The organism is Thermococcus alcaliphilus (assembly GCF_024054535.1).
Taxonomy (GTDB): domain Archaea; phylum Methanobacteriota_B; class Thermococci; order Thermococcales; family Thermococcaceae; genus Thermococcus_A; species Thermococcus_A alcaliphilus.
This window is the reverse complement of the sequence record NZ_JAMXLV010000020.1, coordinates 294066-316253: the sequence shown is the minus strand read 5'-3', so window position 1 is coordinate 316253 and position 22188 is coordinate 294066. Positions and strand designations below refer to the sequence as shown.

General features: G+C 44.2%; 26 protein-coding genes. 15 read left to right on the top strand and 11 right to left on the bottom strand.

Going from position 1 to position 22188, the window contains the following annotated elements; genetic code table 11:
- Positions 1-35 precede the first annotated feature (35 nt).
- The 11 genes from NF859_RS06395 (at position 36) to pfdA (ending at position 8208) form a co-directional block, all read left to right on the top strand.
- Positions 36-1520: an FAD-dependent oxidoreductase gene (locus NF859_RS06395; protein WP_252743503.1), complete on the top strand. Its 1485-nt coding sequence runs from the start codon at positions 36-38 to the stop codon at positions 1518-1520.
- A gap of 5 nt (positions 1521-1525) precedes the next feature.
- The gene (locus tag NF859_RS06390) at positions 1526-2686 is read left to right on the top strand and encodes an NAD(P)/FAD-dependent oxidoreductase (RefSeq protein WP_252743502.1); all 1161 of its coding nucleotides are present in this window, start codon (positions 1526-1528) and stop codon (positions 2684-2686) included.
- A 107-nt stretch (positions 2687-2793) separates the two neighbouring features.
- Positions 2794-4227, top strand: a complete 1434-nt coding sequence (locus NF859_RS06385) for an FAD-dependent oxidoreductase (RefSeq protein WP_252743501.1) — start codon at positions 2794-2796, stop codon at positions 4225-4227.
- Entirely contained in the window at positions 4224-4730 is a 507-nt protein-coding gene (locus NF859_RS06380) for a 4Fe-4S binding protein (protein WP_252743500.1), read from the top strand. The genes NF859_RS06385 and NF859_RS06380 overlap by 4 nt, the downstream gene beginning before the upstream one ends.
- A complete protein-coding gene (locus NF859_RS06375) occupies positions 4727-5008 on the top strand; it encodes a (2Fe-2S)-binding protein (protein ID WP_252743499.1) in 282 nt (93 codons plus the stop codon). The genes NF859_RS06380 and NF859_RS06375 overlap by 4 nt, the downstream gene beginning before the upstream one ends.
- The gene (locus tag NF859_RS06370; protein WP_252743498.1) at positions 4998-6161 is read left to right on the top strand and encodes an NAD(P)/FAD-dependent oxidoreductase; all 1164 of its coding nucleotides are present in this window, start codon (positions 4998-5000) and stop codon (positions 6159-6161) included. Before NF859_RS06375 ends, NF859_RS06370 begins: the two co-directional genes overlap by 11 nt.
- Before the next feature lie 147 nt (positions 6162-6308).
- On the top strand, positions 6309-6464 hold the full coding sequence (locus tag NF859_RS06365) for a 50S ribosomal protein L39e (RefSeq protein ID WP_042700928.1): 156 nt from the start codon (positions 6309-6311) through the stop codon (positions 6462-6464).
- Between the two features lie 6 nt (positions 6465-6470).
- Positions 6471-6731, top strand: a complete 261-nt coding sequence (locus NF859_RS06360; RefSeq protein ID WP_252743497.1) for a 50S ribosomal protein L31e — start codon at positions 6471-6473, stop codon at positions 6729-6731.
- Between the two features lie 41 nt (positions 6732-6772).
- Complete coding sequence (locus tag NF859_RS06355) at positions 6773-7459, top strand: translation initiation factor IF-6 (RefSeq protein ID WP_004067920.1); 687 nt, start codon at positions 6773-6775, stop codon at positions 7457-7459.
- A 6-nt stretch (positions 7460-7465) separates the two neighbouring features.
- Positions 7466-7702, top strand: a complete 237-nt coding sequence (gene rpl18a, locus NF859_RS06350; RefSeq protein ID WP_004067919.1) for a 50S ribosomal protein L18Ae — start codon at positions 7466-7468, stop codon at positions 7700-7702.
- Positions 7703-7764: 62 nt separating this feature from the next.
- A complete protein-coding gene (gene pfdA, locus NF859_RS06345; RefSeq protein WP_252743532.1) occupies positions 7765-8208 on the top strand; it encodes a prefoldin subunit alpha in 444 nt (147 codons plus the stop codon).
- Here the strand turns inward: pfdA and NF859_RS06340 are convergent.
- Together NF859_RS06340 and NF859_RS06335 are read right to left on the bottom strand one after the other, a co-directional pair.
- Positions 8189-9124, bottom strand: coding sequence for a hypothetical protein (locus tag NF859_RS06340; protein ID WP_252743496.1), 936 nt, complete (start codon positions 9122-9124; stop codon positions 8189-8191). The two genes, pfdA and NF859_RS06340, sit on opposite strands and share 20 nt — an antisense overlap.
- Positions 9125-9129: 5 nt before the next feature.
- Positions 9130-10050 carry an SDR family oxidoreductase gene (locus NF859_RS06335; protein ID WP_252743495.1) on the bottom strand — a complete coding sequence of 307 codons (921 nt, stop codon included), beginning with the start codon at positions 10048-10050 and terminating at the stop codon, positions 9130-9132.
- 272 nt (positions 10051-10322) lie between these two features.
- Between NF859_RS06335 and NF859_RS06330 the strand changes: the two genes are divergently transcribed.
- Entirely contained in the window at positions 10323-11570 is a 1248-nt protein-coding gene (locus NF859_RS06330; RefSeq protein WP_252743531.1) for an alpha/beta hydrolase-fold protein, read from the top strand.
- On the opposite strand, the gene NF859_RS06325 is transcribed toward NF859_RS06330, so the two are convergent.
- Together NF859_RS06325 and NF859_RS06320 are read right to left on the bottom strand one after the other, a co-directional pair.
- Positions 11567-12439 (bottom strand): type I restriction endonuclease, encoded by an 873-nt coding sequence (locus NF859_RS06325; RefSeq protein ID WP_252743494.1) that lies wholly within the window; start codon positions 12437-12439, stop codon positions 11567-11569. The genes NF859_RS06330 and NF859_RS06325 overlap by 4 nt on opposite strands.
- 12 nt (positions 12440-12451) lie before the next feature.
- Entirely contained in the window at positions 12452-13183 is a 732-nt protein-coding gene (locus NF859_RS06320) for a Rossmann-like domain-containing protein (RefSeq protein ID WP_252743493.1), read from the bottom strand.
- A gap of 55 nt (positions 13184-13238) precedes the next feature.
- Between NF859_RS06320 and NF859_RS06315 the strand changes: the two genes are divergently transcribed.
- Positions 13239-14033: a class II glutamine amidotransferase gene (locus NF859_RS06315; protein WP_252743530.1), complete on the top strand. Its 795-nt coding sequence runs from the start codon at positions 13239-13241 to the stop codon at positions 14031-14033.
- On the opposite strand, the gene folP is transcribed toward NF859_RS06315, so the two are convergent.
- On the bottom strand, positions 14023-14847 hold the full coding sequence (folP, locus tag NF859_RS06310) for a dihydropteroate synthase (RefSeq protein WP_252743492.1): 825 nt from the start codon (positions 14845-14847) through the stop codon (positions 14023-14025). The two genes, NF859_RS06315 and folP, sit on opposite strands and share 11 nt — an antisense overlap.
- A 54-nt stretch (positions 14848-14901) precedes the next feature.
- Between folP and NF859_RS06305 the strand changes: the two genes are divergently transcribed.
- A complete protein-coding gene (locus NF859_RS06305) occupies positions 14902-15873 on the top strand; it encodes a beta-ribofuranosylaminobenzene 5'-phosphate synthase family protein (protein WP_252743491.1) in 972 nt (323 codons plus the stop codon).
- Positions 15874-15934: 61 nt separating this feature from the next.
- Positions 15935-16183: a hypothetical protein gene (locus NF859_RS06300; protein WP_252743490.1), complete on the top strand. Its 249-nt coding sequence runs from the start codon at positions 15935-15937 to the stop codon at positions 16181-16183.
- Between the two features lie 80 nt (positions 16184-16263).
- Here NF859_RS06300 and NF859_RS06295 read toward each other — a convergent pair whose 3' ends face one another.
- Genes NF859_RS06295 through NF859_RS06270 form a run of 6 tightly spaced genes read right to left on the bottom strand, consistent with a single transcriptional unit; the run spans position 16264 to position 22177 of the window.
- On the bottom strand, positions 16264-17382 hold the full coding sequence (locus tag NF859_RS06295) for an ABC transporter ATP-binding protein (RefSeq protein ID WP_252743489.1): 1119 nt from the start codon (positions 17380-17382) through the stop codon (positions 16264-16266).
- A 4-nt stretch (positions 17383-17386) separates the two neighbouring features.
- Entirely contained in the window at positions 17387-18400 is a 1014-nt protein-coding gene (locus NF859_RS06290) for a TrmB family transcriptional regulator (RefSeq protein WP_252743488.1), read from the bottom strand.
- A gap of 1 nt (position 18401) precedes the next feature.
- Entirely contained in the window at positions 18402-19262 is an 861-nt protein-coding gene (locus NF859_RS06285; RefSeq protein WP_252743487.1) for a carbohydrate kinase family protein, read from the bottom strand.
- Positions 19263-19272: 10 nt separating this feature from the next.
- Positions 19273-20475, bottom strand: a complete 1203-nt coding sequence (locus NF859_RS06280; RefSeq protein WP_252743486.1) for a glycosyltransferase — start codon at positions 20473-20475, stop codon at positions 19273-19275.
- 6 nt (positions 20476-20481) lie between these two features.
- Positions 20482-21291 carry a carbohydrate ABC transporter permease gene (locus tag NF859_RS06275; protein WP_252743485.1) on the bottom strand — a complete coding sequence of 270 codons (810 nt, stop codon included), beginning with the start codon at positions 21289-21291 and terminating at the stop codon, positions 20482-20484.
- Positions 21292-21301: 10 nt separating this feature from the next.
- Entirely contained in the window at positions 21302-22177 is an 876-nt protein-coding gene (locus NF859_RS06270; RefSeq protein ID WP_252743484.1) for a carbohydrate ABC transporter permease, read from the bottom strand.
- Positions 22178-22188: the final 11 nt, after the last annotated feature.

Sequence of the window (22188 nt, the reverse complement as noted above, 5' to 3'; positions counted from 1 at the left end):
TTTATAGGTATGAAACTAACTGGGAAGGTGATCCTATGCGCCCGCTGGATCTGTATGAGAAAGACGCTTCTAAGAAAGTCACTATATATTTTGAGGGCAAAGCTCTGGAAGCATATGAAGGAGAAAAACTTCCAGTTGCACTGCTTGCAAACGGCATTTACTGGATAACGACCAGTCTTCAGGGAAGGAAAAGGGGTGCATTCACTTTTGGCCCGTTGCCGGTCATTGTAAATGGCATCAAAAACATGGATGGAAGAAAAACCCTCGTTAAGGATGGAATGAGAATAGAGAGGCAGAACTACGGGGAATTTCAAGAAACTGTGGAAATAGACGAAAGTAAGGGAGTTCTCAGGGAGGTTGTTGACGTCGCTATAATAGGCGGAGGAATTGCTGGAATAGGTGCAGCTTTGGAGCTTCAGGATTATCTAACAGTTGCCCTAATCGAAGAGAGGGGATGGCTTGGGGGCTTAATGTCCCTAAAGAGCACCCAGCAGGAAGGATTTGGGGGAGAACCCAAGAAGGTCATCAAGGAACTGACCTCTCAATTCAACGAGAACGTTAAGGTCTTCAAGGGTACAATAGCTCTTGGGGTTTTTGATGAAGGGGAATACTTCTTGGTTCCCGTAGTCAAAAAAGATCAGCTGATAGAAATAATGGCGAAGAGGGTTGTATTAGCTACTGGGGCTGTGGAAAATATTCTTCTCTTTGAGAACAACGAGTTTCCGGGTATCTTTAGGCTCGACTTTGCTCTTGAGGTTATAAACAAGTGGGGAGTTGCTCCTGGTAAGAGAGTTGCCGTCGTTGGAAGAAAGCCCGAGAGAATAATACCAGAGCTTGAGAAATGGAACATTGAGTACATTGTAGTGCCAAATCCAAAGCGCGTTGAAGGGGAAGAGAAAGTTGAGAGGCTTATAGATACCAACGGCAATGTGTATGAAGTTGATGCAGTCATTGTGAGCGATTACCGCTTGCCCGATATAAACCCAATCACTCAAGCAGGAGGAAAGCTCAAATTCAAATGGGGCTACTATGTCCCGGTTCTTGATGAACAAAACCGCATAAGAGATGGGATATATGTTGCGGGAAGTGCAAATGGAATAAAGCCCCACTATGCCAATTATCTGGAGGGTAAACTTGTAGGGGCTTACATCCTAAGGGAATTTGGCTACGAGGCCACTCCAGCAGTTTACAGAGAAAAGCTTGAGGAATATGAGCCCGAGCCAATGCCCATGCAGAGGATAGAGTTCAAGGACATGAACCTAGAGGATGTCCAAATATGCGGCTGTGATGTCAACCTAAAGAAAGTTGACGATGTAGTAAAGAAGGGAATAACTGATTTGCAGATCGTGAAGCGCCTTACCCACTTGGCAATGGGATTCTGCCAAGGAAGATTCTGCTTATTCAATGGTGCACTGCTTGTTAGCCAGAGAACCGGAATAGATATGGCTAAAATAGACCTTCCCGTTGCAAGACCCCCGCTTAAGAATGTTAGAATGAAAGTTACCGCTGTAAGGGAGTGATGAAAATGCCGCATAAAGAGCTTCCAAATAAGAGTGAAATTGTCATTATTGGTGGCGGGATTGTAGGGGTTACTTTGGCTCATGAACTCGCAAAAAGAGGAGAGGAAGTTATAGTTCTTGAGAAGCGCTTTATAGGTTCTGGTTCGACTTTCCGCTGCGGTACTGGAATAAGACAGCAGTTTAACGATGAAGCTAACGTGCAAGTAATGAAGCGTTCGGTTGAACTTTGGGAAAAATACAGCAAGGAATATGGCTTTTCATTTGAGCAAACGGGATACCTTTTCTTGCTATATGATGACGAGGAGGTAGAGGAATTCAAAAAGAACATATCAATTCAGAATCGTTTCGGTGTTCCTACGAGGCTCATAACTCCAGAAGAGGCGAAAGAGATAGTGCCCCTTTTAGATATAAGTGAAGTAGTTGCCGCATCTTGGAACCCCACGGATGGAAAAGCTGATCCGTTCCATTCGACCACTGCATTTGCACTTCATGCCGAGGAGATGGGGGCAAAGTTATACGAGTACACGGAAGTCAAGGAGATCATAGTTGAAAATGGGGAAATTAAGGGCGTGAAAACAAATCGTGGCGTTGTTAATACAGGAATCGTCGTAAATGCCACAAACGCATGGGCTAAGCTAATAAACGCAATGGCTAAAGTACCGGTGCATATCCCTATTGAGCCATACAAACACCAGGCGGTTATAACTCAGCCAATAAAAGAGGGAGCAGTGAAACCCATGGTAATATCCTTTAAATACGGTCACGCGTATTTAACCCAAACGAATCACGGAGGAATCGTCGGTGGCGTCGGATACGAAGTTGGTCCCACATATGACCTTAATCCAAGCTATCAGTTCATGAAGGAAGTGAGCTATTACTTTACTAAGATAATCCCAGCCTTGAGAGAGCTCCTTATATTGAGGACGTGGGCAGGCTACTACGCAAAGACCCCAGATAGCAACCCTGCAATTGGAAGGATAAATGAAATAGATGAATACTACATTGCGGCTGGTTTTAGTGGCCACGGCTTCATGATGGCTCCAGCAGTTGCGGAAATGCTCTCGGATTTAATAACAAAAGGAAAAAGCAAACTCCCAATTGAGTGGTATGACCCCTATCGCTTTGAAAGAGGTGAACTAAGGGGTAAAGCTCTGCAAATGGGTTAATCTGTCTTATGCTTCTTTTGTTTTTTCCCTACAACCAAAGGTGGAAAACGTTTTTATGAAAAAATACTCATAAATATTTCTTCTCAATTTTACATTGGTGAAATATTATGCGACTCACTGAACATCCTATTTTAAATTTTGAAAGAGTACGCGGAAAAGAGATTACAATTTATTTTGAAGGAAAGCCGATAAAAGCCTACGAAGGCGAAACAATTGCAATGGCTCTCCATGCTGCGGGTATAAGGACTTTCCAGCACTCCACGAAGAAGCACAGGCCAAGGGGGCTTTTCTGTGCAATTGGGAAGTGTTCCTCATGCCTAATGAAGGTAAACGGTATCCCAAACGTAAGGACTTGTATAACACTTGTTGAAGAAGGCATGCAAATAGAGAGGCAAGAAGAAAAGCCTGCCTTGCCTAAAACCACAAAGCCCCCCAAGTGGAAAGAACCGCCGAGAATAGAGGCAGACGTGATTGTGATTGGCGGTGGTCCAGCCGGAATGATGGCCGCTATACATGCGAGAGATGCTGGGGCAAAGGTTGTTCTCTTAGATGAAAACCCGATGCTCGGAGGACAATTGGTTAAGCAGACCCACAAGTTCTTTGGTAAGAGAGAACAGTTTGCTGGAGTTAGGGGAATAAAAATTGCCGAAATATTAAGCGAAGAGCTCAAGAGAAGAAACATTGAAATTTTCTTGGAAACCTCCGCAATAATGCTTTTACAAAATGGAGAGGAGAAGCTCGTTGTTGGAGTTAAAAAGAACAAGGAGCTGATAGAATTCAAAGGGAAGACTGTTGTTGTCGCAACGGGAGCAATGGAAAGGATGATTCCCTTTGAGAACAACGATTTGCCAGGAGTTTATGGAGCTGGTGCGATTCAAACCCTAATGAACACTTATGGAGTAAAGCCGGGAGATAGAGTTTTGATAGTAGGAGCTGGCAACGTGGGACTAATTCTAGCATACCAGCTCTACCAAGCGGGAGTGAAAGTTGAGGCGATAGTTGAAGCAATGCCAAAGATAGGAGGCTATTTCGTTCATGCAGCCAAAGTTAGGAGACTAGGCATTCCAATACTCACAAGGCATACAATCCTAAGAGCAGAGGGCAAAGAAAAAGTTGAAAGAGCGGTTGTTGCTCAGCTCGATGAGAATTGGAACGTTATTCCGGGAACTGAGAAAGTCTTTGAAGTTGATGTAATAGCCTTAGCCGTTGGATTGAGGCCGAGTATAGAGCTTCTTCACCAAGTTGGATGTCAGATAAAGTACGTTCCAGAGCTTGGTGGTCACGTTGTGATTAGGGACTCGAGGATGGAGACAACGGTGAAGGGTATTTTTGTTGCTGGTGATTCGGCAGGTATTGAAGAGGCCACAACCGCAATGCTTGAAGGAAAGATAGCCGGAATTGGAGCTGCTTTAGCTGCGGGAGTTGCATCTCCAGAATGGCTTAAGGAGATAGAGAAAGCCCAGAAAGAGCTTGAAGAGTTCAGGAGCGGGCCATTTGGAAGAAAGGTTCTTGAAGGCCTTAAGAAGGTGGTGGTAGAATGAGCGAACTCCCCAAATACCTAAGGGAAGGCTATCTAAGCGTTGAAGAGCTGAAAAAGTACGTTGGTTTGCCAAGCGAAGAGAGATTGAGACAAAGACCTGTAGCCGTTCCCGAGTGCCCTCAAGAAATTCCGTGTACACCGTGTAAAGAGATATGCCCGACCAATGCGGTTCTCATGGAACATCCAAATGCCGTTCCAATCGTTGATTATGAAAAGTGCATCGGCTGTTCTCTGTGCGTGCAGATTTGCCCGGGACTGGCGTTTTTCATGGTGCACTACATTGGAGACAAAGCAAGGGTAACAATGCCTCACGAGATTCTCCCAGTTCCAAAGGTGGGCGAAAAAGTGGTTCTTCTCAACAGAGTCGGAGAGGAAGTAGGAGAAGGCAAAGTGGTCACAGTAATTCCGAGGGAGAAAAGCAAGGGGGATACACCAATTATAACCGTTGAGATGCCCATAGAGCTGGCTTGGGATGTTAGGGCTGTTAAGGTGGTGAGAGAATGAGTGAAAAGGGTGAGAGGATAATATGCAGATGTAATGAAGTAACCGTTGAAGAAATTGAGGCGCTAATTGAGCAGGGGGTTACAGACATAGAGATGATAAAACGTCTTTTGAGAATTGGTATGGGGCCTTGTCAGGGAAGAACGTGTCTTCCAATGGTGATCAGCATAATAGCAAGAAAAACCGGAAAGAGTCCGGATGAGATAAAGCTCCCCGCAACTAGGATTCCAATTAGACCAGTTCCGGCGGGAGTTCTGGTGGGTGATATGAATGAAGAGTAAAGCGGAGGTAGTTGTCATAGGCGGAGGAAGCACAGGGACTTCTATAGCCTACCACCTAGCAAAGCTTGGTGTTGATGTTGTTCTCCTTGAGAAGGGCTACCTCGGAAATGGCTCAACGTTTAGGTGCGCAACTGGAATCAGGCAGCAGTTTACCGATGAGGCAAACATAAAGCTCATGAGATACAGCGTTGAAAAGTGGAAAAAGCTCAGCGAAGAGCTTGAATATGACGTAAACTTCAAGCAGACTGGATATCTCTTCCTCGCAACAACTGAAGAGGAAGTTGAAGCGTTTAAACAAAACATAAAGCTTCACAACAAGTTTGGCGTTCCAACAAGGCTTATAACCCCAGAAGAAGCGAAAGAAATAGTCCCTCTTTTAAATGCAGATGAATTCTTGGCTGGGCAGTGGAATCCAACCGATGGGAAGGCGAATCCCTTCAAAACGGTCTTTGCCTTTGCAAGGAAAGCCAAAGAGCTCGGGGCTGAGATTTATGAATATACCGAGGTAACTGACATTATCGTGGAAAACAACGAGATCAAAGGAGTGAAAACAAACATGGGGACTATAAAAGCTGACATTGTTGTTAACGCTGCAAACGCTTGGGCGCCGATAATAAACGAGATGGCTGGACTGGATAGGGAGTTCATCCCGATAAAGCCCTATAAGCACCAGCTTGTCAAAACGGAACCACTTAAAGAAGGGCAGATTGAACCGCTTGTATGTCCACCAGCATGGAACGACTCCTACGTAATTCAAGATGGGGAAGATGGTGGAGTAATTTGTGGAACTGGACTAGAGCATGGCCCAACATACGATGTAACTCCAACGTATGACTTCTTGAGGGAAGTGCTCAAATGGGCAACGAGAATAATCCCAGCGTTAAAATACGTTCACGTGTTGAGGCAGTGGGCAGGACACTATGCAAAAACTCCGGACAGTAATCCAGCTATAGGAAAGGTTAACTCCATAGATGGATTCTACATTGCAGCTGGTTTCAGCGGACACGGCTTCATGATGGCTCCAGGAGTGGGAGAAGCAATGGCAGAGCTGATTGTTAAAGGAAAAACTCACGTGCCACTTGACTGGGAGTGGTATGACCCACACCGCTTTGAGAGGGGAGAGCTTAGGAGTACAGCCTTCCAGATAGGGTGACCTTTTCTTCTTTTTCTTGCCTATTCGAATGAAAAGCTTTTTAACCCCTAATCTTTGAATGTGAGTGAAAGCAAAAATTTAAATAAGGCTTTACTAATCGGGCATTAGTTGGGCTTTTCACGTTCACAACTTAAGGAGGGGTTAAGAATGGCAAGAAACAAACCGTTGGCAAAGAAGCTCCGCTTGGCAAAGGCAGCTAAGCAAAATAGGAGAGTACCTGTTTGGGTTATTGTGAAAACCAACAGGAAGGTTTTGACTCACCCCAAGAGGAGATACTGGAGGAGAACCAAGCTTAAGGAGTGATGTGAGATGGCGGAAGAGAGAATTTACGTTGTTCCTATTAGAAAGGTCAAGAAAATCGTCCCAAGATGGAAAAGAGCACCAAGAGCCGCTCGCTTTGTTAGAGAGTTCATAGCCAGACACACAAAGGCAGATGAGGTCATAATAGGCACAGATGTTAACGAAAAGATCTGGGAGAGAGGCATCGAGAAGCCACCAAGCAAGCTCCGTGTCAAGGTAACCATCGAAGAGAAGGAAGGCGTTAAGGTGGCTGAAGTCCACCTTGCTTGATTCCTAATTTTTTCCAATGAGGGGAAAACCGAGGTGTGGAAATGCACATTGAAAGACTGGACTTTGAAAACTCGCCATATCTTGGGGTGTTTGGCTTAGCCACTGATAAGTTTGCCCTAGTTAGAGAAGGGCTTCAGGAGAAGAAGCTTAACGTCCTCAGGGAAGTTCTAAAGGTTCCTGTTATTGAAACGAGCATAATGAAGTCAAGAATAGTTGGAATATTCGCCGCTGCAAATTCAAGTGCTGTAGTGGTTCCCTACTACATCTGGGACTCCGAGCTTGAGAAAATTAAAACTTCCCTAGAAGAGAACGGTCTGGATGTTAGGGTCGAACCCGTTTTAAGCAAGCTCACCGCCTTTGGAAACCTTATACTTGTGAACGATAAAGCTGCTTTGATAAGCTCAAAGTTTACAAGGGAAGAAGCGAAGCAGTTTGAGGATATCTTTGGTGTCGAAGTTGAGAGGGGGATAATAGCCAACTACCATGCAGTTGGAAGTGTCGGGGTTGTTACGAATAAAGGCGGTCTTGTTCACCCCGAAGCAACTGATGAAGAACTTGAGTGGCTTGAAGACCTCTTCAAAGTTGATTTTTATGTGGGAACTGCCAATATGGGTGTTCCCTTTGTGGGTTCATGCATGATTGCAAATTCCTTTGGTGTTGTAGTTGGGCACCTCACAACTGGTCCTGAGATAGTTAAGATTGAAGAAGCATTAGGCTTTTTGGGGTGATGGGTAATGGAGGTTAAGGTGTTCAGAGTTAGGGGAGTCTTTGAAAAGAACGGAAGGAAGTTCAAGTTCACCAAGGAGTACAGGGCTTTAAAGCCAGAAGACATTAAGGAACTTGTCCTTTCAGAGATTGGAAGCAAGCACCGTGTTAAGAGATCAAAGATATACATAGAGAGCGTTGAAGAGATAAAGCCAGAAGAGGCCGAAAACCCAATAGTTAGAAGACTCAGCTTAGAGCTTGCTTGACACTTTATTTTTTAACCAACATTCTTAAAAACTTCTCCAGTTACTCTTTTTTGGTGATGGAAATGGAAAACAGAGAACAGCTTGAGAGATTGGCTTATGAGTATCAGCTTTTACAAGCCCAGGCACAGCTTTTGGCCCAAAACCTTGAGCTCTTAACCCTTGGTAAGAATGAGTTCCAGGCCGTAAAAGAGACCCTTGAAGGGCTAAAAAATGTTGAAGAAGAGAAGCCTGAGATTCTCGTTCCAATAGGGGCTGGTTCGTTCTTAAAGGGAAGGATAGAAGACAAAAACAATGCTATAGTTAGCGTTGGTTCCGGATATGCAATCGAGAAGAGCATTGATGATGCAATAGTATATCTTGAAGAGAGGATCAAGGAGTACGAAAGTGCCATTGCAAAGACCCAAGAAGCATTACACCAGCTGGAACACAAGCTTCAAGAATTAGCTCAAAAAGCCCAGCAGCTACAGCAAAAGCAGGCGATGAGCTTCAAAGTCCCCAAGAAGTAGTCTCTTCCTTTGGGATAACCTCAAACTCAATTTCTTCTTTTATATCTGGCCTAAAGGGAACATCCAGCGCTAACCTGAGGATGAACTTTCCATGTCCAGATATTATTCTCCCAAATTTCCCAGCCTTTAAGATTTCCAAAGGGCTTATCTGGTCATAGTGCCCCACTATCATCAAAGGCTCGTTTAGAAATTCTTTTTCAAAAACTCCAATGTTTTCTGTATCGCCGATGAGCTCTTTAACGGTTCTTTTTCCTCTTGAAATTAGCTCCACTTTAGCTCTTTTTGCCTTTGAGAGGTTTGCGCTTACCGAAACCCTAAATCCGTTTTCTGTCTCTTCTATTCTGACCTCGGCAAAGTCTTCTTCATGGGAAACACTGAAGCTTTCAGCTGGGAAGCTGAATTTGTAGGAAGGCTTTGCATACAGTATGAGGGCTCCCTGGAGTGTCTCATTCAAAATCCTAACCCCTGGAAGACGAACTTCGCCTTCCCCATCCTGGGCAATTGCAAGAAGGAAAGGCTTGTTTTCAAGCTTTAAGGAACTTAAAGTGGTTTTCGATTCCTTCACGAAGCTTCTAAAAACGTGGTAGCTTCTGCTTTTTCCACTTGAGCTCCAATAGCCGCTCGCATAGAAGTATCCAACCTCAGCTTGTACGGGAGTGGAAAACCCAATCTCATCTCCAATAACGGAAATAAGCCTTTCTAACTCTTCAACTTTTTTGAGGCTTCTCTTTGTTCGGTAGAATGCAAAAAGAGTAAGCCCAAACCACAGGCCAATGAAAGCACTTACCCCAACTTTTACTCTGAGAGGGGGATTAATGATAAGAATTGCAACAAGTGTTGGGATACTAATTGTCAATCCGATTATTAGCATAAGCCAAAAAATTCTGGTGTTCCCTTTAAGGATGAGCAACCGCACACCATTCACCTGTGCTTATACCACTCGATTGTCCTCAATAGTCCCTCTTCAAGTGAATACTCCGGCTCAAAGCCGAGCTTCTTTATTTCAGTTATATCTGCCTGGCTGTGCCTTATATCCCCGGGTCTTGGTTTGTCAAAGATGATTGAGCTCGGAGAATTTGTGGTGTCGATGATCTTGAGCGCAAGTTCAAGGATTGTTGTTCTCTCTCCCCTCGCAACGTTGAAGACCTTTCCGTTTGCTTTACTGCTCTTAGCTACAAGGATATTTGCCTTTACAACATCTTTAACGTAAATGAAGTCCCTCGTTTGCTTTCCGTCACCGTATATTATTAGGGGTTCCCCTTTAAGAGCTCTGTTTATGAAGATGCTTATTACACCCGCATATTGATTGTAACCTTGCCTTTCTCCAAAAACGTTGAAGTACCTCAAACTTACAGTTGGAACCCCATAAAGCTCGTAAAAGACCCTGCAGTAGTATTCCCCAGCTACCTTTGTCACACCGTAGGGAGATTGAGGCTTGGGAGTTTCGCTCTCTTTGAGGGGAAGGTTCTGGTTGTCTCCATAAACAGCCGCGGAGGAAGCAAAGATCAATTTTCCATGCCCCTCACTCAGGGCTTTTAGGATGTTTAAAGTGCCGAGAACGTTTATCTCCTCCGTGAGAATTGGCTTCTCTACACTCTCAACAACGCTAACCAAAGCAGCTTCATGAAAAACGTAATCCGCTTGAGAAATTAGCTCGGCTATGCTTTGGTAGTCCCTTATATCAGCCTGAATGAACTTTGCATTTGAAGGGACGTTCTCGGCTTTGCCTGAATAGAGGTTGTCTATCACTATCACCTCGTTCTCTTTGCTGAGCTCTTCAGCTATGTGGGAGCCTATGAACCCTGCCCCTCCAGTGACCACAATTAGCTTGTTCTTTATCATTGCCCTCCCTCATTTTGAGTTCTTCTTGGGGAATTTATAATTTTTGGAGAAGCATTTTCCTTGGATTGATGAGCTCCTATAAGGCTGTTCTTTTGTCGAAAGCTTTGAAGATTATGCCTGCACTCTCTGAGAGGGAGAGTTTTCCTAATAGGGAGGAGTACCTTGAAAGTATGGGGATTCTCTTACAAAGGAAGGAGAACCGGGTTTTATTCCCAAGAGTGTCCAGCAAATTTAAAATAGTCTTAGACAAATAAGACACCTTCGTGGTTGCAATGAAAAGGATAGCACTGATCATAATGGGCTTGGTGTTTTTTGCGGGGTGTATAGAAAAAGGACGAGAAGTTCCTAGTGCAGAGACTCCATTCTATACTGAAACCTCAACAAGCACTGCTATCACCCAAACTTCTCCTACCTCTGAGAATTCCGAAATTTCGGTAACTTTTGTGGTGGAAGTTCCAGAATATACTCCAGAGGGTGACACTATTTACATAGCCGGGGATTTCAACGGTTGGAATCCGGGAGATGAAGATTATAGGCTCAAGAAAAGGGTAGATGGTAAGTGGGAGATTACCTTAAGCTTTCAGAGGGGAAGGAAAATTGAGTTCAAGTTCACAAGGGGCTCTTGGGAAACAGTAGAAAAGGGCAAAAATGGAGAAGAAATCCCCAATAGAGTTCTCGTGATTGAAAAAGAAGGTACGTACGAATTTAAAGTCTACCACTGGCGGGACTATGTGGAAGAGACTGGTGTGGGAACCCATACAATAGTGGGGAACGTCATAACCTTCAAAATGAAAATTCCCCAGCTTGGCAACAGAGAAAGGAGGATATGGGTTTACCTCCCACCGGACTACAATCAGAGCAATAGAAGATATCCGGTTCTATATATGCATGATGGACAAAACCTCTTTGACCAAGCAACTTCATTTGCGGGAGAATGGCAAGTAGATGAGACTCTGGAGAGGCTCTTTAAAGAGAAGGGGTTTGCAATAATTGTTGTTGGAATAGACAATGGTGGAGACAAAAGAATTGATGAATACTCTCCTTGGGTGAACTCTGGGTATGGCAGAGGCGGAGAAGGTGATGCCTATGTACGCTTTATTGTCGAAACATTGAAGCCTTACATAGACTCTAAATACAGAACTTTGCCAAACGAAACCGGAATAATGGGGTCTTCCTTAGGAGGACTCATCTCAATATATGCCGGCTTCAAGTATCCAGAGGTTTTTAAGTACGTTGGCGCTATGAGCTCTGCCTTTTGGTTTAACCCCGAGATCTATGAGTTTGTTAAAAACTCCACAGCCGGGCCAGAGAAGATCTACATCGACTGGGGTACATTGGAAGGAAAAGACCCCGAAGCCTACATAGAGACAAACAAAAAGCTCGTCGAAATTCTCAAGGAAAAAGGATACAGGGAAGGAGTTAACTTAATGGTAATTGAAGAAAAAGGTGCCATACACAACGAATACTACTGGGCAAGGAGATTCCCCAATGCTGTATTGTGGCTCTTTGAAGATCCTTAGATTTCAATTCCCACCTTAACGCCCTTCTCTTTTTCTAAGCCTTTAAGGAGAAACATTATTTTCTCCCTATCCAAAGGAACTCCCCTCAAGTGCCTATACGCTTCGAGCAATTCGGTTTTTTCTTTTTTCTCTGCTTTCTCCGCTAAATATAGCAACAGGGAAAGCAGAACCCCTTTCATGCTCTTCTCGATTAGGGGAACAACTTTCCATCCATTGTCGTATACGTAGAGGGCTTGGGGAGTTTCATCACCGTTCAGATGCTCCAGAAGGAAAAAGCTTGGCCTTATCGTGCTCTGCAGGTATGAAATGAGGGAATCTTTTGAGTATCCTTTCGCCCTGAGCATCTCAAAACCCCAGTAAAAAGCCTTTAGGTAGTTGGCATGTTCTTCCAGCGAGGATATCCTTTCTTTTGAGAGGAAGCTGAGTTTCAAGGAGCTTTTCTCAAGAGGCTCGTTAAAGAGGTCTATCTTCATAAGAACCCTATCCCCAAGAGTGGAGTTTTCTTCGAAGGACTTCACCACTTTCCACTGTATGCCGTTTGTCAAGATACCGTATTTAACTCCATGAGAAAAGCAGTATTTGGCGAGCTGTCTTAGGGGTTTTTCACTTCTCAAAACGTTCACGCTTAAATTTTTGGCCTCCAAATATGCTATCACTCTGTCATTGATGACGAGAGCATAGTCAGCCCTTCCCTCTTCCGTTCTCTCTTCGGGTCTTACCTCTTTTGGGTTCTCCCAGTTCCATCCTAAGGCTTTGAATATCTCCCCTATAAGATGCTGCTTTACCGCCTCTTCGTTCCTTTCATAGAGCAACCTGTGTTCTCGAACCTTTTTGAGAACGCTTATTACAGCCCTCTGGATTTCAAGCATCTCTCACACCTGTCAGACTTCAATAACGTATTTCTTGCTCTGCTTTCCAAATCCCCTAAAACTTCCGAGCTTTAGGTTTATAAGGGCTTTCTCAACATCAATGACCTTTGCAGAGGCAAGATGAGTAACTCCGGTCCCCTTGAAGAACTCCGGCAATGCTTGGGCTGTTGCCCCGGTGAGTATGATTTTCTTTGCCCTTTTACTCCTCTCAAGTATCATATCAAGGGTGCAGTTTAACAAGGCGGAGCCACTCACAATTACAGCTTCCATTTCTGGGAGAAGAACGTACTCAAGGGCATCGCTTAGGGTCTCTCTGTCCCAGAGTTTGGGGTTTCTCTCGAACACGAACACCTTTTTGTTCTTATCTTTTAACGCCTTTACGATTGGAGGCATATTTCCTATAACGGCAACTTTTTCCTCTTCTATTAGCTCTATAGCATCTTTTTCTTCATCCACCACCTCTAAGTAGTACTGAGAAACAGCGTTGATCGCCGCAAGTCCAAGGGTTCTTTCTATTATGTTAAGGCTGTCTGCCTTTTCTATAAACTCCTCCAAGCTTGGCTCTGTGAAGGTATTTTTATATTCACCAATCTCCTCTGGGAGAGTCATAGCCAACCCTATAGATTTTCCCTTTTCCCCTTCAATAACAACGTAAGTGTATGGTAAAGCAAAAGAAAAGTCCACCAGCTTGAATTCCTCTTCAATCGCTTCCATTGCCCTCTCTTTTAACAGCTTCAGCATCATTTCTACTCCTCCAATCTTTTTAAACAGTATTGCCTAAAAAAGTTTGGTGGATAAAATGTGCAGGGTGCTGTTTGCAGTTGGAAATGGAGAAGCGATGAAAGACCTTGTAGATGCGCTGGTAAAATCCTCTGAAAATGACCTTTATAAAGTAGCATTAGGTAAGAGTCCCTCCCATAAAGATGGATGGGGATTCTTCTGGATGTCCAAAGACAAAGCCGAACATTACAAAACGATCAAACCCATTTTTGAGGATAAAGAAGGAGTTGAAAAGCTTTTAGACTCCTTAAAAGGTTTTGGAGTTTTATTGGCCCACACGAGAGCTGCAAGCCAAGGAAGTGTCAACCTATTCAATGCTCAACCGTTTTCTTATTCGTCTCCAAAGGGCTTTGCATTTTGGTTTTATCACAACGGCGACCTAAAAAAGGATGAACTTATAAAAATGGCGGGGCTTAGGGAAGAAGAACTTAAAGACGCTTCCGACAGCTATGTATTTGGCCTATATCTTTTGAGCAAATTGTCCTCATTTGAGGAAAGTGAGGTTCTTAGCGCATTTAAAGCTGCCCTTCCCGTAGTTAAGACCACGCTCAACACGGGCACCCTTTTAATAACTCCGGATGAGGTTAGGGGGTTTGTAACTGCCTACATGGTGGAGAAGAGAGAGAAAGACCCGCTGTACAGGAGATATTCACGCCTTTTAAAAGTTGAAGAAAAAGGTCTCTTTGCCATTGTATCTTCAACCTTTGAGCTCTATTCGTCCCTTCCCTTTGAAGAAATTCCAAACGGAAGGGCATTTTACACAACCATAGACTTAAAGGAGGAAAAGTTCGAGGTGAGGGAGCTCACTCTCTAAACTTTTTTATGAAGTTCGCCATCTTTACGGCATCGAGGGTCTCTTTAACGTCGTGGGTTCTTACAATGTTAACACCATTCCATACTGCTATCGCTGTTGCACTTAAACTTCCGGCTAATCTTTCCAGCGGGTCTTTTCTTCCGGTTATGGCTCCTATAAACGACTTCCTCGATACTCCAACCAGGATGGGAAGCCCAAAGACTTTTAGCAGGTTCAGGTTTGCGATAATCTTAGCATCCCACTCATACCATGGAGGATATTTAGGCCTTAGAAATCCAATTGCCGGGTCAATTGCTATTCTCTCTTTTTCAATGCCGTTTTTATATGCAATCTGGAGGCTCTCTTCGAGGGCATCAATGACTTCATGAACTGGATCTGTGAAGTTCTTTACTTCTTTATGGGCACAAACTATCACCGGAACATCGTACTCCTTGGCAACTTCTGCCATCCTTGAGTCTCCTTTAAGACCGGTAACGTCGTTTATGATGTCCGCTCCCACCTTGATAGCTTCCTCGGCAACCTTTGCATTAGTTGTATCTATGCTTATTGGAACTTTAACATGCTCCCTGATGGTGCTTATCGCCCAGACTGCCCTTCTAATCTCTTCTTCTACGGGTATCTGGGTTTCTAAGTACGGTGCTGTGGACTTCGCCCCGATGTCTATAAAAGAGGCCCCTTCCTTCACCATTTGAACTGCAGTTTCTATCAGCTCCTCCTCATTTTGCCTAACGCTTCCCTTATAGAAGCTTTCTGGGGAAACGTTAATAACTCCCATAATTTTTGGCTCATCTAAACTTACCCCTGCAAACTTCATGCTCTCACCGAAAAGTGTTTTAATGCCCACACTATAAAAATTTGGGGTGAGAAAATGTTAATCGAGACACCGAAGAGGCTACACTTGGGTTTGATAGATCCTTCCGGATCATTGGGGAGGAGATTTGGATCACTTGGAGTTGCCCTTGAGGGAGGGTACAGAATAAGGGTAATGCCCCATGATAAGCTTGAAATAAGGGCAAGTGAAGAGGACACTAAAACAATACGCCATGCTGTTGATAGAATGAATCAGAAATTTACAACGGGATTTAACTACCTCATTGAGGTTGAGAAAGCCATCCCAAGGCACGTCGGCTTAGGCTCCACTACTCAGCTAACGCTTGCTGTAGGATTGGGAATAGCAAGGCTTAACTCCCTTAGGATTGAAATCGAGGATCTGGCTCATCTTCTTGGCAGGGGAAAAAACTCTGGTGCTGGAATTTACGCTTTTAAGTACGGTGGGTTTGTGATAGACGGTGGTGTTAAAGGCAAAATTTCACCTTTAATTATCAGGGAGGAGTTTCCAGAGGAGTGGGGATTTCTCTTAATAATCCCGGAAGCAAAGAGGGGCTTTGACGAGGAGGAGGAAAAACCAATAATGCAGAGCGTGAAAGGAGAAAGCAGCATAGCGGAGAAAATCTCCCACAGAGTTCTTTTGGGACTGTTGCCGGCGTTAAAGGAGAGAAACATCGAAGAGTTTGGAAAGTATCTGAGTGAAATTCAAAAACTGGTTGGGAAGCATTTTGAAGAGTATCAAGGTGGAGAGTTCAGGGAGGACGTTAAGCTCATCATGGAGTTCCTGAATGAGAACACATACGGCTATGGACAAAGCTCCTGGGGACCAACGGTCTATGGACTGATAAAAAGGAGTGAATATGGGAATATAAAAGCAAAGGCTCATGATTTTCTCAAGGAGCATGGGATTAGAGCTACTATCGACTTAGGCATCCCAAGAAACAGGGGAGCAACAACCGTTGAAGAGAACACTTACATCTTGAGGCTCATTAACAAAGTTGCCCAGAAGTAGTGCAATTTTGTTTTTGAGGTGGGTCTTTCAAGCCCTACTTTGCTTCATCAAAAGTAACCCCATGGACGCGGTTATTGTTTTTGCCATTGACAGGCTCGGGAGGAATATGGAGGACAGGGAGGCTAGGAAGCAGAAAGAGAGAGCTCCAAAGCTGAGTGATGCGACACTCAAGCGCTACTTCAAAAAGTGCCCAGACTTGCCTATCAAAAGCCTATGGAAGATCATGAAGGCGGATGGGGTTGATATAAGCTACGATTGGCTTAGGAAGAGGATTAAGAGACTGAAAAAGAAAGAAGTTAACAAGCGCTAACTCATGCGAACTTATAATTTCTGTCCTTTTCACAAGAAGCACAATAAAAAGAAAAACTCAATTGAGAAAGTCAGACCAAGTTACAAAATTGCTTTTCCGGTTTTCTTGTTGAAGACGTGCGCCTTCCGCATGTCGAAGACCACGTCAACCTCCTGACCCTCCTTAACTCTCGACTCCGACCTGAAAGAGCCAACAAAAGTCACATCACCAACACGCAAATGCACAATCCTCTCACTACCCAAATTCTCCACAATCTCAACCACAGCCCTAACCAAATTCTCCCCAGGAACCTTCACCTGAGCAAACACTGCATCGTAGAGATCCTCCGGGCGAATGCCGAAGATAACTTCCTTACCGATGAGGTTGGCCTCCCTGAGAACCTCCACCTGCTCTGGGAGGAGCTTGAGTTTGAATTCTTCAAAGTCGGCGAAACCGTCTTCGGTAATGCTCGCGTCCATGAAGTTCATCGGAGGCGAGCCGATGAAGCCTGCCACGAAAGTGTTTGCGGGCTTATCATAAACCTCATCCGGCGAACCGACTTGCTGTAACTCGCCAGCGTTGATGACGGCAATCCTGTCGCCCATGGTCATTGCTTCAACTTGATCGTGGGTTACGTAAATTGTCGTGACGCCTAATTGCCTCTGGAGTTTTTTCAATTCGGCGCGCATTTTCACCCTAAGTTTAGCGTCCAGGTTGCTTAACGGCTCGTCCATGAGAAAGACCTGGGGTTTCCTCACGATGGCCCTCCCGAGGGCTACTCTCTGCCTCTGTCCTCCGCTTAATTCCCTGGGTTTTCTTTTGAGTAGTTCTGTTAAGCCGAGCATTTCCGCGACTTCTCTAACTCTTTGATCGATTTCTTGCTTTGGGACTTTTCTTAGCTTGAGTGGAAAAGCAATGTTGTCGTAAACCGTCATGTGGGGGTAAAGCGCGTAGCTCTGGAAGACCATGGCGATGTCCCTATCCTTGGGTGCGATGAAGACTCCTTTTTCCGGATCTGCGACGAGTTTGTCTCCAATGTAGATTTGGCCTTTTGTTGGCTCTTCTAAGCCTGAGATCATTCTCAGGGTGGTTGTTTTACCGCAACCGCTTGGGCCGAGGAGTATCATGAATTCGCCATCCTTAATGTCTAAATTCATGTTCTTGACTGCGGTGACTTCCCCAAACTGCTTCCAGACGTTAACAAGCCTCACACCAGCCATAAAATCACCTCCTCTCTTTACTCGTTTGAACGTTCTTTGGGTAAAGGATAATTCCTACCTCTTCATAGTCCTCAAGTATCGAAAATGGCCCTCCGACAAGAACTTTTCTTTTTCCTGTGTCTAAGAGTAAATTGTTTATTATTTTGGTGCTAGTAAAATCAAGCACCTTTCCTTTGAGTGTCTCCCCTGAGGTAGTGTAAACTTCAGCATCAAATTCAACTCCCTCAGTGAACAATTGCTCAATAGTCTGGAGGGCATGAAAATATATCGCAAATTTTATCTCTTTGTTTCTTTTCAAAACGGAGGAAATAAGAGTGGATTCTTCAAAAATGTCCCTGAGGTAGATATAATACGAGAAAATTATCTCAGGAAAGTTTGATTTGAATCCCGAGGGGAGTTCCTCACCAACGTTAAAAACGAGGCTGGGGGAAACTAAAACCTCCCTGATATCATTCATAGCAATAATATGTCCAGTTTTGTTAGTTCTCCTAACAAATAAGTTTCCATTGGTAGGTATGCTAACTTCTTCGTTAGTGTATATTGAGACAGTAATTCCTCTGTTTAAAAGTACCTCCAATTCGTCTTTAATTCCTGAAATGAAATCAGAAGGTGCTAATAATGTGAATTCAAACTTTGTGTCTTGCATCATGTTTTTTAGGCTTAATATGGCCTCTTCTGGAGAAGAAAATCTCCATATTGCATACTTTTTCCTCTCTACCTTCATATCTTCGGCAAACTTTTTAATTTCGTCAATCAGCTCCCTTAGCGACTTACTGTAGCGGTGAAAAGCTATTTCGGGCTCAACTGCAACAAATGTTCTTGTCTTACCTTCCAGTTCCTCAACAAATCCCCTTTCCTTAAGAGATGTCAAAACATCGTAGGTTCTATTGTAGGGTATTTGAGCCAACTGAGATATTCCTCTAGCAGTAAGAGGGCCATTAGCCAAGAGAGTAATATATGTTAAAGCTTCGTACTTTGTGAATCCAAACCTCTTTAACTTTTCTAACAGACTTTCCACATTACCTCACCTTTACCAATGTTCCTTCTCTACTAACTACCTCCGAAGCAACTTCTACTCCAAACCATATAGCTTCTTCCATGTCATATCCTTGTGAAAGCTTTGCCAACACTGTTCCCAGGAGAGAATCACCCGCACCAGTAGGATCGACTAACTTAACTTTCTTGGCGGGTATTTGAATAAATTTTCCATCCTCCGTTAGAGCCAAGACTCCCTTAGAGCCCATACTGAGGATAACATTATTTGCTCCGAGCTTCTTAAAATTTTGTAAGACATCTATTGGATCCTTGGTTCCAAAGAGCTCCTTTGCATCATCAAGAGAAGGCTTAACAAAGTCCGCAAGCGAAATTGCTTCAAGCAGAGCTTTTTCATCAGCTCCCCATCTTTTCCAGATCTCCCTTCTATAGTTGGGATCAATGGAGATTAGGGCCCCATTTTCCTTGGCTTCTTTTAAGACTTCTAAAATCACTTCTTTAGAAGGAAAAAGGGAGAGGGCAAAAGCAGAAGTATGCACAATCTTCGCGTCTTTCCAGTTCTTTTCTACCTGTTCTTTTGTTATAAACCTATCAGCATCTCTGTAGATTACTGGGATAGGACTTTCTTTCTCGGTCTTTATTAGTACCAAAGTTGTATTGCTGTCGACGACTGAAAGCATGGGCTTAAACTCAAGCTCGTTGAGTTCCCTTATTATATAATCTCCCAAGAAGTCGTTGCCTATGGTACCTATAAAGGAAGAACGAGCCCCTGCCTGACTAGCATAAAAAGCAACATTGAGGCAAGAACCACCAGTGTGCATGCTAAGCTTACTGTCTATAATTTTCAGGTCAACCAATACTTCTCCAATTGAAAGTACATCGAGCATCTCTTTCACCTCACAGCTTTTGATAGAGACTGCGCATTTCTTTAGCAACAACCTTCCACGAGTACTTTTCTCTGACTTTTTGGTAAGCCCTTTCTGCGAAGATTTTCCGTAATTCATTATCCTCAAGAAGTAGTGCTATTTTCTTCCCCATCTCCCTTGAGTCCTTCGGGTCAACGAGAAAGCCGTCGTATCCGTCCTGGAGAACCTCCGCCGGGCCGCCGAACTTGGTGGCGACTATGGGGGCCTTGCATGCCATTGCCTCGAGCATGACTATCCCGAAGGGCTCGTAGGGGGAGGGCAATACGAAGACGTCCGCCGCGGAGTAGTACCTAGGAACCATGGTAATGGGCTCTATGGCGGGGATTATCTTGACGTGCTCCTTCACCCCGAGGCTCTCGATGAGGTTCAAGAGCTTGTTCATCTCCTTCTCCTCTTCCTTCGCCCCGGTGCCTGTGCTTATGAGCACGAGGAAGTCCCCCGAGTAGTATTCCCTTATGTACGGGACGCTCTTTATGAGGAGGTCGAGCCCCTTCCTCGGGTCGAGCCTCGCTAGTGCAAACACCAGAGGGACGTCCGGGAGGCCGAGTTCCCTCTTCAGCTCTCCCTTCTCTCCCATCGGCCTGTAAAATGCTGTGTCCACGCCTATGGGAATCACGTGGATTTTTTCTCTTGGTATCTCGTAGAGGGTTGCTATGTCGTTCTTTTCAATCTCGGTCGTTGCTACTATAGCGTCGCTCGTCTCGTAGATCTTCTTTTCGAGCTCTATCCTCTCCTTATAGGGCTCGAAGTCTCCTAAGGCCTTCGCCTTTAGTATCCCGAGCGAGTGGGAGGTGTGCACCATTTTGGCCCCGTGGCGCTTCTTGAGCTCCATCCCAACGAAGCCGCCGTCCCAGTAGTGGGTGTGAATGACGTCATAGGCTTCCCTCTCGAAGTACTCCGAGACCCTGTCCGTGAACTCCGGGAGGTACGGCATGAGCTTTTCCTTGGGGATGAATCCCTCGGGCCCGCACTCTATCCTGATGACCCTAACGTTCTCGTTTATGTGCTCTATCCCCTTTCTTCCGCCCCTCTGCCTCGTGAATATGTCCACTTTAACTCCGAGCTTTCCGAGGTGTTTGCTGAGCTCCTTGACGTAAACACATTGCCCGCCCGTGTCGGGTTCGCCGAGCTTTCCGAGCGGGTCACCATGGGGAGTTATCATGGCAACCTTCATCATTAATCACCCCTTAACTCCTGTTGTAGCAATACCCTTGATGTAGTACCTCTGGCCGATGAGGAACAGTAGTATCGAGGGAAGTGATACAAGTATTGTTGCGGCAGTTAAGAGATGATACTGGGCTATAAATTGCTCTTGGAAGATAATAAGGCCTAGCTGTACGTTTCTTATCTCCGGAGATTTTGTTAAGATTAGCCATTTGAAAAGAGAATTCCATTCTGCTATAAACGTGAACATTGAAAGCGTTAACACTGCAGGAGTTGCTAGCGGAAGCATTATCTGCCAAAGTATCCTAAATCTCGAAGCTCCATCTACTATAGCAGCTTCTTCTATGTCCCTTGGAATTGTTAAAAAGAACTGCCTGAATAAGAACACACCAAATCCATTAAAAAACCATGGAATTGCAAGTCCCCTGTAACTGTCGATCCATCCTAATTTTGCCAATATTAGGTACAAGGGTACAATAATTATCTGCTCTGAAAGAAGCATTGTTGCTATTGCAATACTGAATATCAGGTCTTTGCCTTTGAATTCCATTCTGGCAAGGGCATATCCGGCCATTGCCGATGTTATAACCTGACCCAGCGTTACTGTGAAAGCTACTATTAAACTGTTTAGGAACTTTCTTGGAAACTCACCTTGGGCCCATGCCAGCTTATAATTTTCCCAGTGCCATACTTTGGGCAATAGCCCCCCTTGAGCGATCTCTATCGGGTCTTTGAGTGATGTGAAAAATGTCCATATGATTGGGATTAAGACTATTATAACCACGACCAAAATAATCCCGTGAATTACAATATTTTTCCACTTCATATCCCCCACCTCAATATATTGCCTCCTCCCCAAACGCCTTTCTCTGGAGATACTGAACAAAGAGGACAAGAATTAGGAGTATCACTGCCACAGTCGCTCCTTGGGAAAATCTAAAGCGCTCAAAGCTTAGCACGTATATGTAATACGCAAGCGTTGTAGTTGACATCATGGGGCCTCCTCCAGTCATAGCATATATCTGGTCGAAATCTCTGAAAGAGAAAATCGTTAGCATAACAAGAACGAGCACATGAGTTGGCTTTAGCAGAGGCAGTGTTATTTTAATGAACCTCTGAAGTGAGTTTGCACCATCTATGCTGGCAGCTTCATAGTAATCTTCGGGAATTGTTTGAAGCCCTGCCAAATAAATGACCATGAAATATCCAACCCTTGCCCATACCGTCGCTATTATGACGGCAACCATAGCCCACCGTGTACTTCTAAGCCAGTCTATACTTGAAATTCCAAAATACTCCAGAACTCTATTAACGAGACCATAATCTGTATTAAACATCCAAACCCAAATTATCCCTGTAGCAACAAAAGATATTGCAGTTGGAGAGAATATTGATGTTCTGTATATGCTCCTCATTCTTATTTTTGAGTTTAAGAAAACAGCAAGAAAGAGGGATATTACCATTGTGGTTGGGACAACTCCCGCCAAATAAACCAGAGTATTCTTAAATACATTCCAAAATTCAGGATTTGTCAAGATATTTTTATAATTCTCCAGAAAAACGAATTCCTTACCTCCTAGCCCTCTCCAGTCAAAAAAACTGATATACACTAAATAGACTACAGGATAAGCAAGAAACGATAACATGATTATAAGTGCCGGGCTTAAAAACATGTAGGCTTCAAGTTGTTGTTTGAATTCCCGGATTGCCATTTTTCTCCCTC

Bases quoted from the DNA above. Each gene is read 5' to 3' on its own strand.
- NF859_RS06395 (WP_252743503.1), top strand. From the start codon at position 36: ATGCGCCCGCTGGATCTGTATGAGAAAGACGCTTCTAAGAAAGTCACT.
- NF859_RS06390 (WP_252743502.1), top strand. From the start codon at position 1,526: ATGCCGCATAAAGAGCTTCCAAATAAGAGTGAAATTGTCATTATTGGT.
- NF859_RS06385 (WP_252743501.1), top strand. From the start codon at position 2,794: ATGCGACTCACTGAACATCCTATTTTAAATTTTGAAAGAGTACGCGGA.
- NF859_RS06380 (WP_252743500.1), top strand. From the start codon at position 4,224: ATGAGCGAACTCCCCAAATACCTAAGGGAAGGCTATCTAAGCGTTGAA.
- NF859_RS06375 (WP_252743499.1), top strand. From the start codon at position 4,727: ATGAGTGAAAAGGGTGAGAGGATAATATGCAGATGTAATGAAGTAACC.
- NF859_RS06370 (WP_252743498.1), top strand. From the start codon at position 4,998: ATGAAGAGTAAAGCGGAGGTAGTTGTCATAGGCGGAGGAAGCACAGGG.
- NF859_RS06365 (WP_042700928.1), top strand. From the start codon at position 6,309: ATGGCAAGAAACAAACCGTTGGCAAAGAAGCTCCGCTTGGCAAAGGCA.
- NF859_RS06360 (WP_252743497.1), top strand. From the start codon at position 6,471: ATGGCGGAAGAGAGAATTTACGTTGTTCCTATTAGAAAGGTCAAGAAA.
- NF859_RS06355 (WP_004067920.1), top strand. From the start codon at position 6,773: ATGCACATTGAAAGACTGGACTTTGAAAACTCGCCATATCTTGGGGTG.
- rpl18a (WP_004067919.1), top strand. From the start codon at position 7,466: ATGGAGGTTAAGGTGTTCAGAGTTAGGGGAGTCTTTGAAAAGAACGGA.
- pfdA (WP_252743532.1), top strand. From the start codon at position 7,765: ATGGAAAACAGAGAACAGCTTGAGAGATTGGCTTATGAGTATCAGCTT.
- NF859_RS06335 (WP_252743495.1), bottom strand. From the start codon at position 10,050: ATGATAAAGAACAAGCTAATTGTGGTCACTGGAGGGGCAGGGTTCATA.
- NF859_RS06330 (WP_252743531.1), top strand. From the start codon at position 10,323: ATGAAAAGGATAGCACTGATCATAATGGGCTTGGTGTTTTTTGCGGGG.
- NF859_RS06325 (WP_252743494.1), bottom strand. From the start codon at position 12,439: ATGCTTGAAATCCAGAGGGCTGTAATAAGCGTTCTCAAAAAGGTTCGA.
- NF859_RS06320 (WP_252743493.1), bottom strand. From the start codon at position 13,183: ATGATGCTGAAGCTGTTAAAAGAGAGGGCAATGGAAGCGATTGAAGAG.
- NF859_RS06315 (WP_252743530.1), top strand. From the start codon at position 13,239: ATGTGCAGGGTGCTGTTTGCAGTTGGAAATGGAGAAGCGATGAAAGAC.
- folP (WP_252743492.1), bottom strand. From the start codon at position 14,847: ATGAAGTTTGCAGGGGTAAGTTTAGATGAGCCAAAAATTATGGGAGTT.
- NF859_RS06305 (WP_252743491.1), top strand. From the start codon at position 14,902: ATGTTAATCGAGACACCGAAGAGGCTACACTTGGGTTTGATAGATCCT.
- NF859_RS06300 (WP_252743490.1), top strand. From the start codon at position 15,935: ATGGACGCGGTTATTGTTTTTGCCATTGACAGGCTCGGGAGGAATATG.
- NF859_RS06295 (WP_252743489.1), bottom strand. From the start codon at position 17,382: ATGGCTGGTGTGAGGCTTGTTAACGTCTGGAAGCAGTTTGGGGAAGTC.
- NF859_RS06285 (WP_252743487.1), bottom strand. From the start codon at position 19,262: ATGCTCGATGTACTTTCAATTGGAGAAGTATTGGTTGACCTGAAAATT.
- NF859_RS06280 (WP_252743486.1), bottom strand. From the start codon at position 20,475: ATGAAGGTTGCCATGATAACTCCCCATGGTGACCCGCTCGGAAAGCTC.
- NF859_RS06275 (WP_252743485.1), bottom strand. From the start codon at position 21,291: ATGAAGTGGAAAAATATTGTAATTCACGGGATTATTTTGGTCGTGGTT.
- NF859_RS06270 (WP_252743484.1), bottom strand. From the start codon at position 22,177: ATGGCAATCCGGGAATTCAAACAACAACTTGAAGCCTACATGTTTTTA.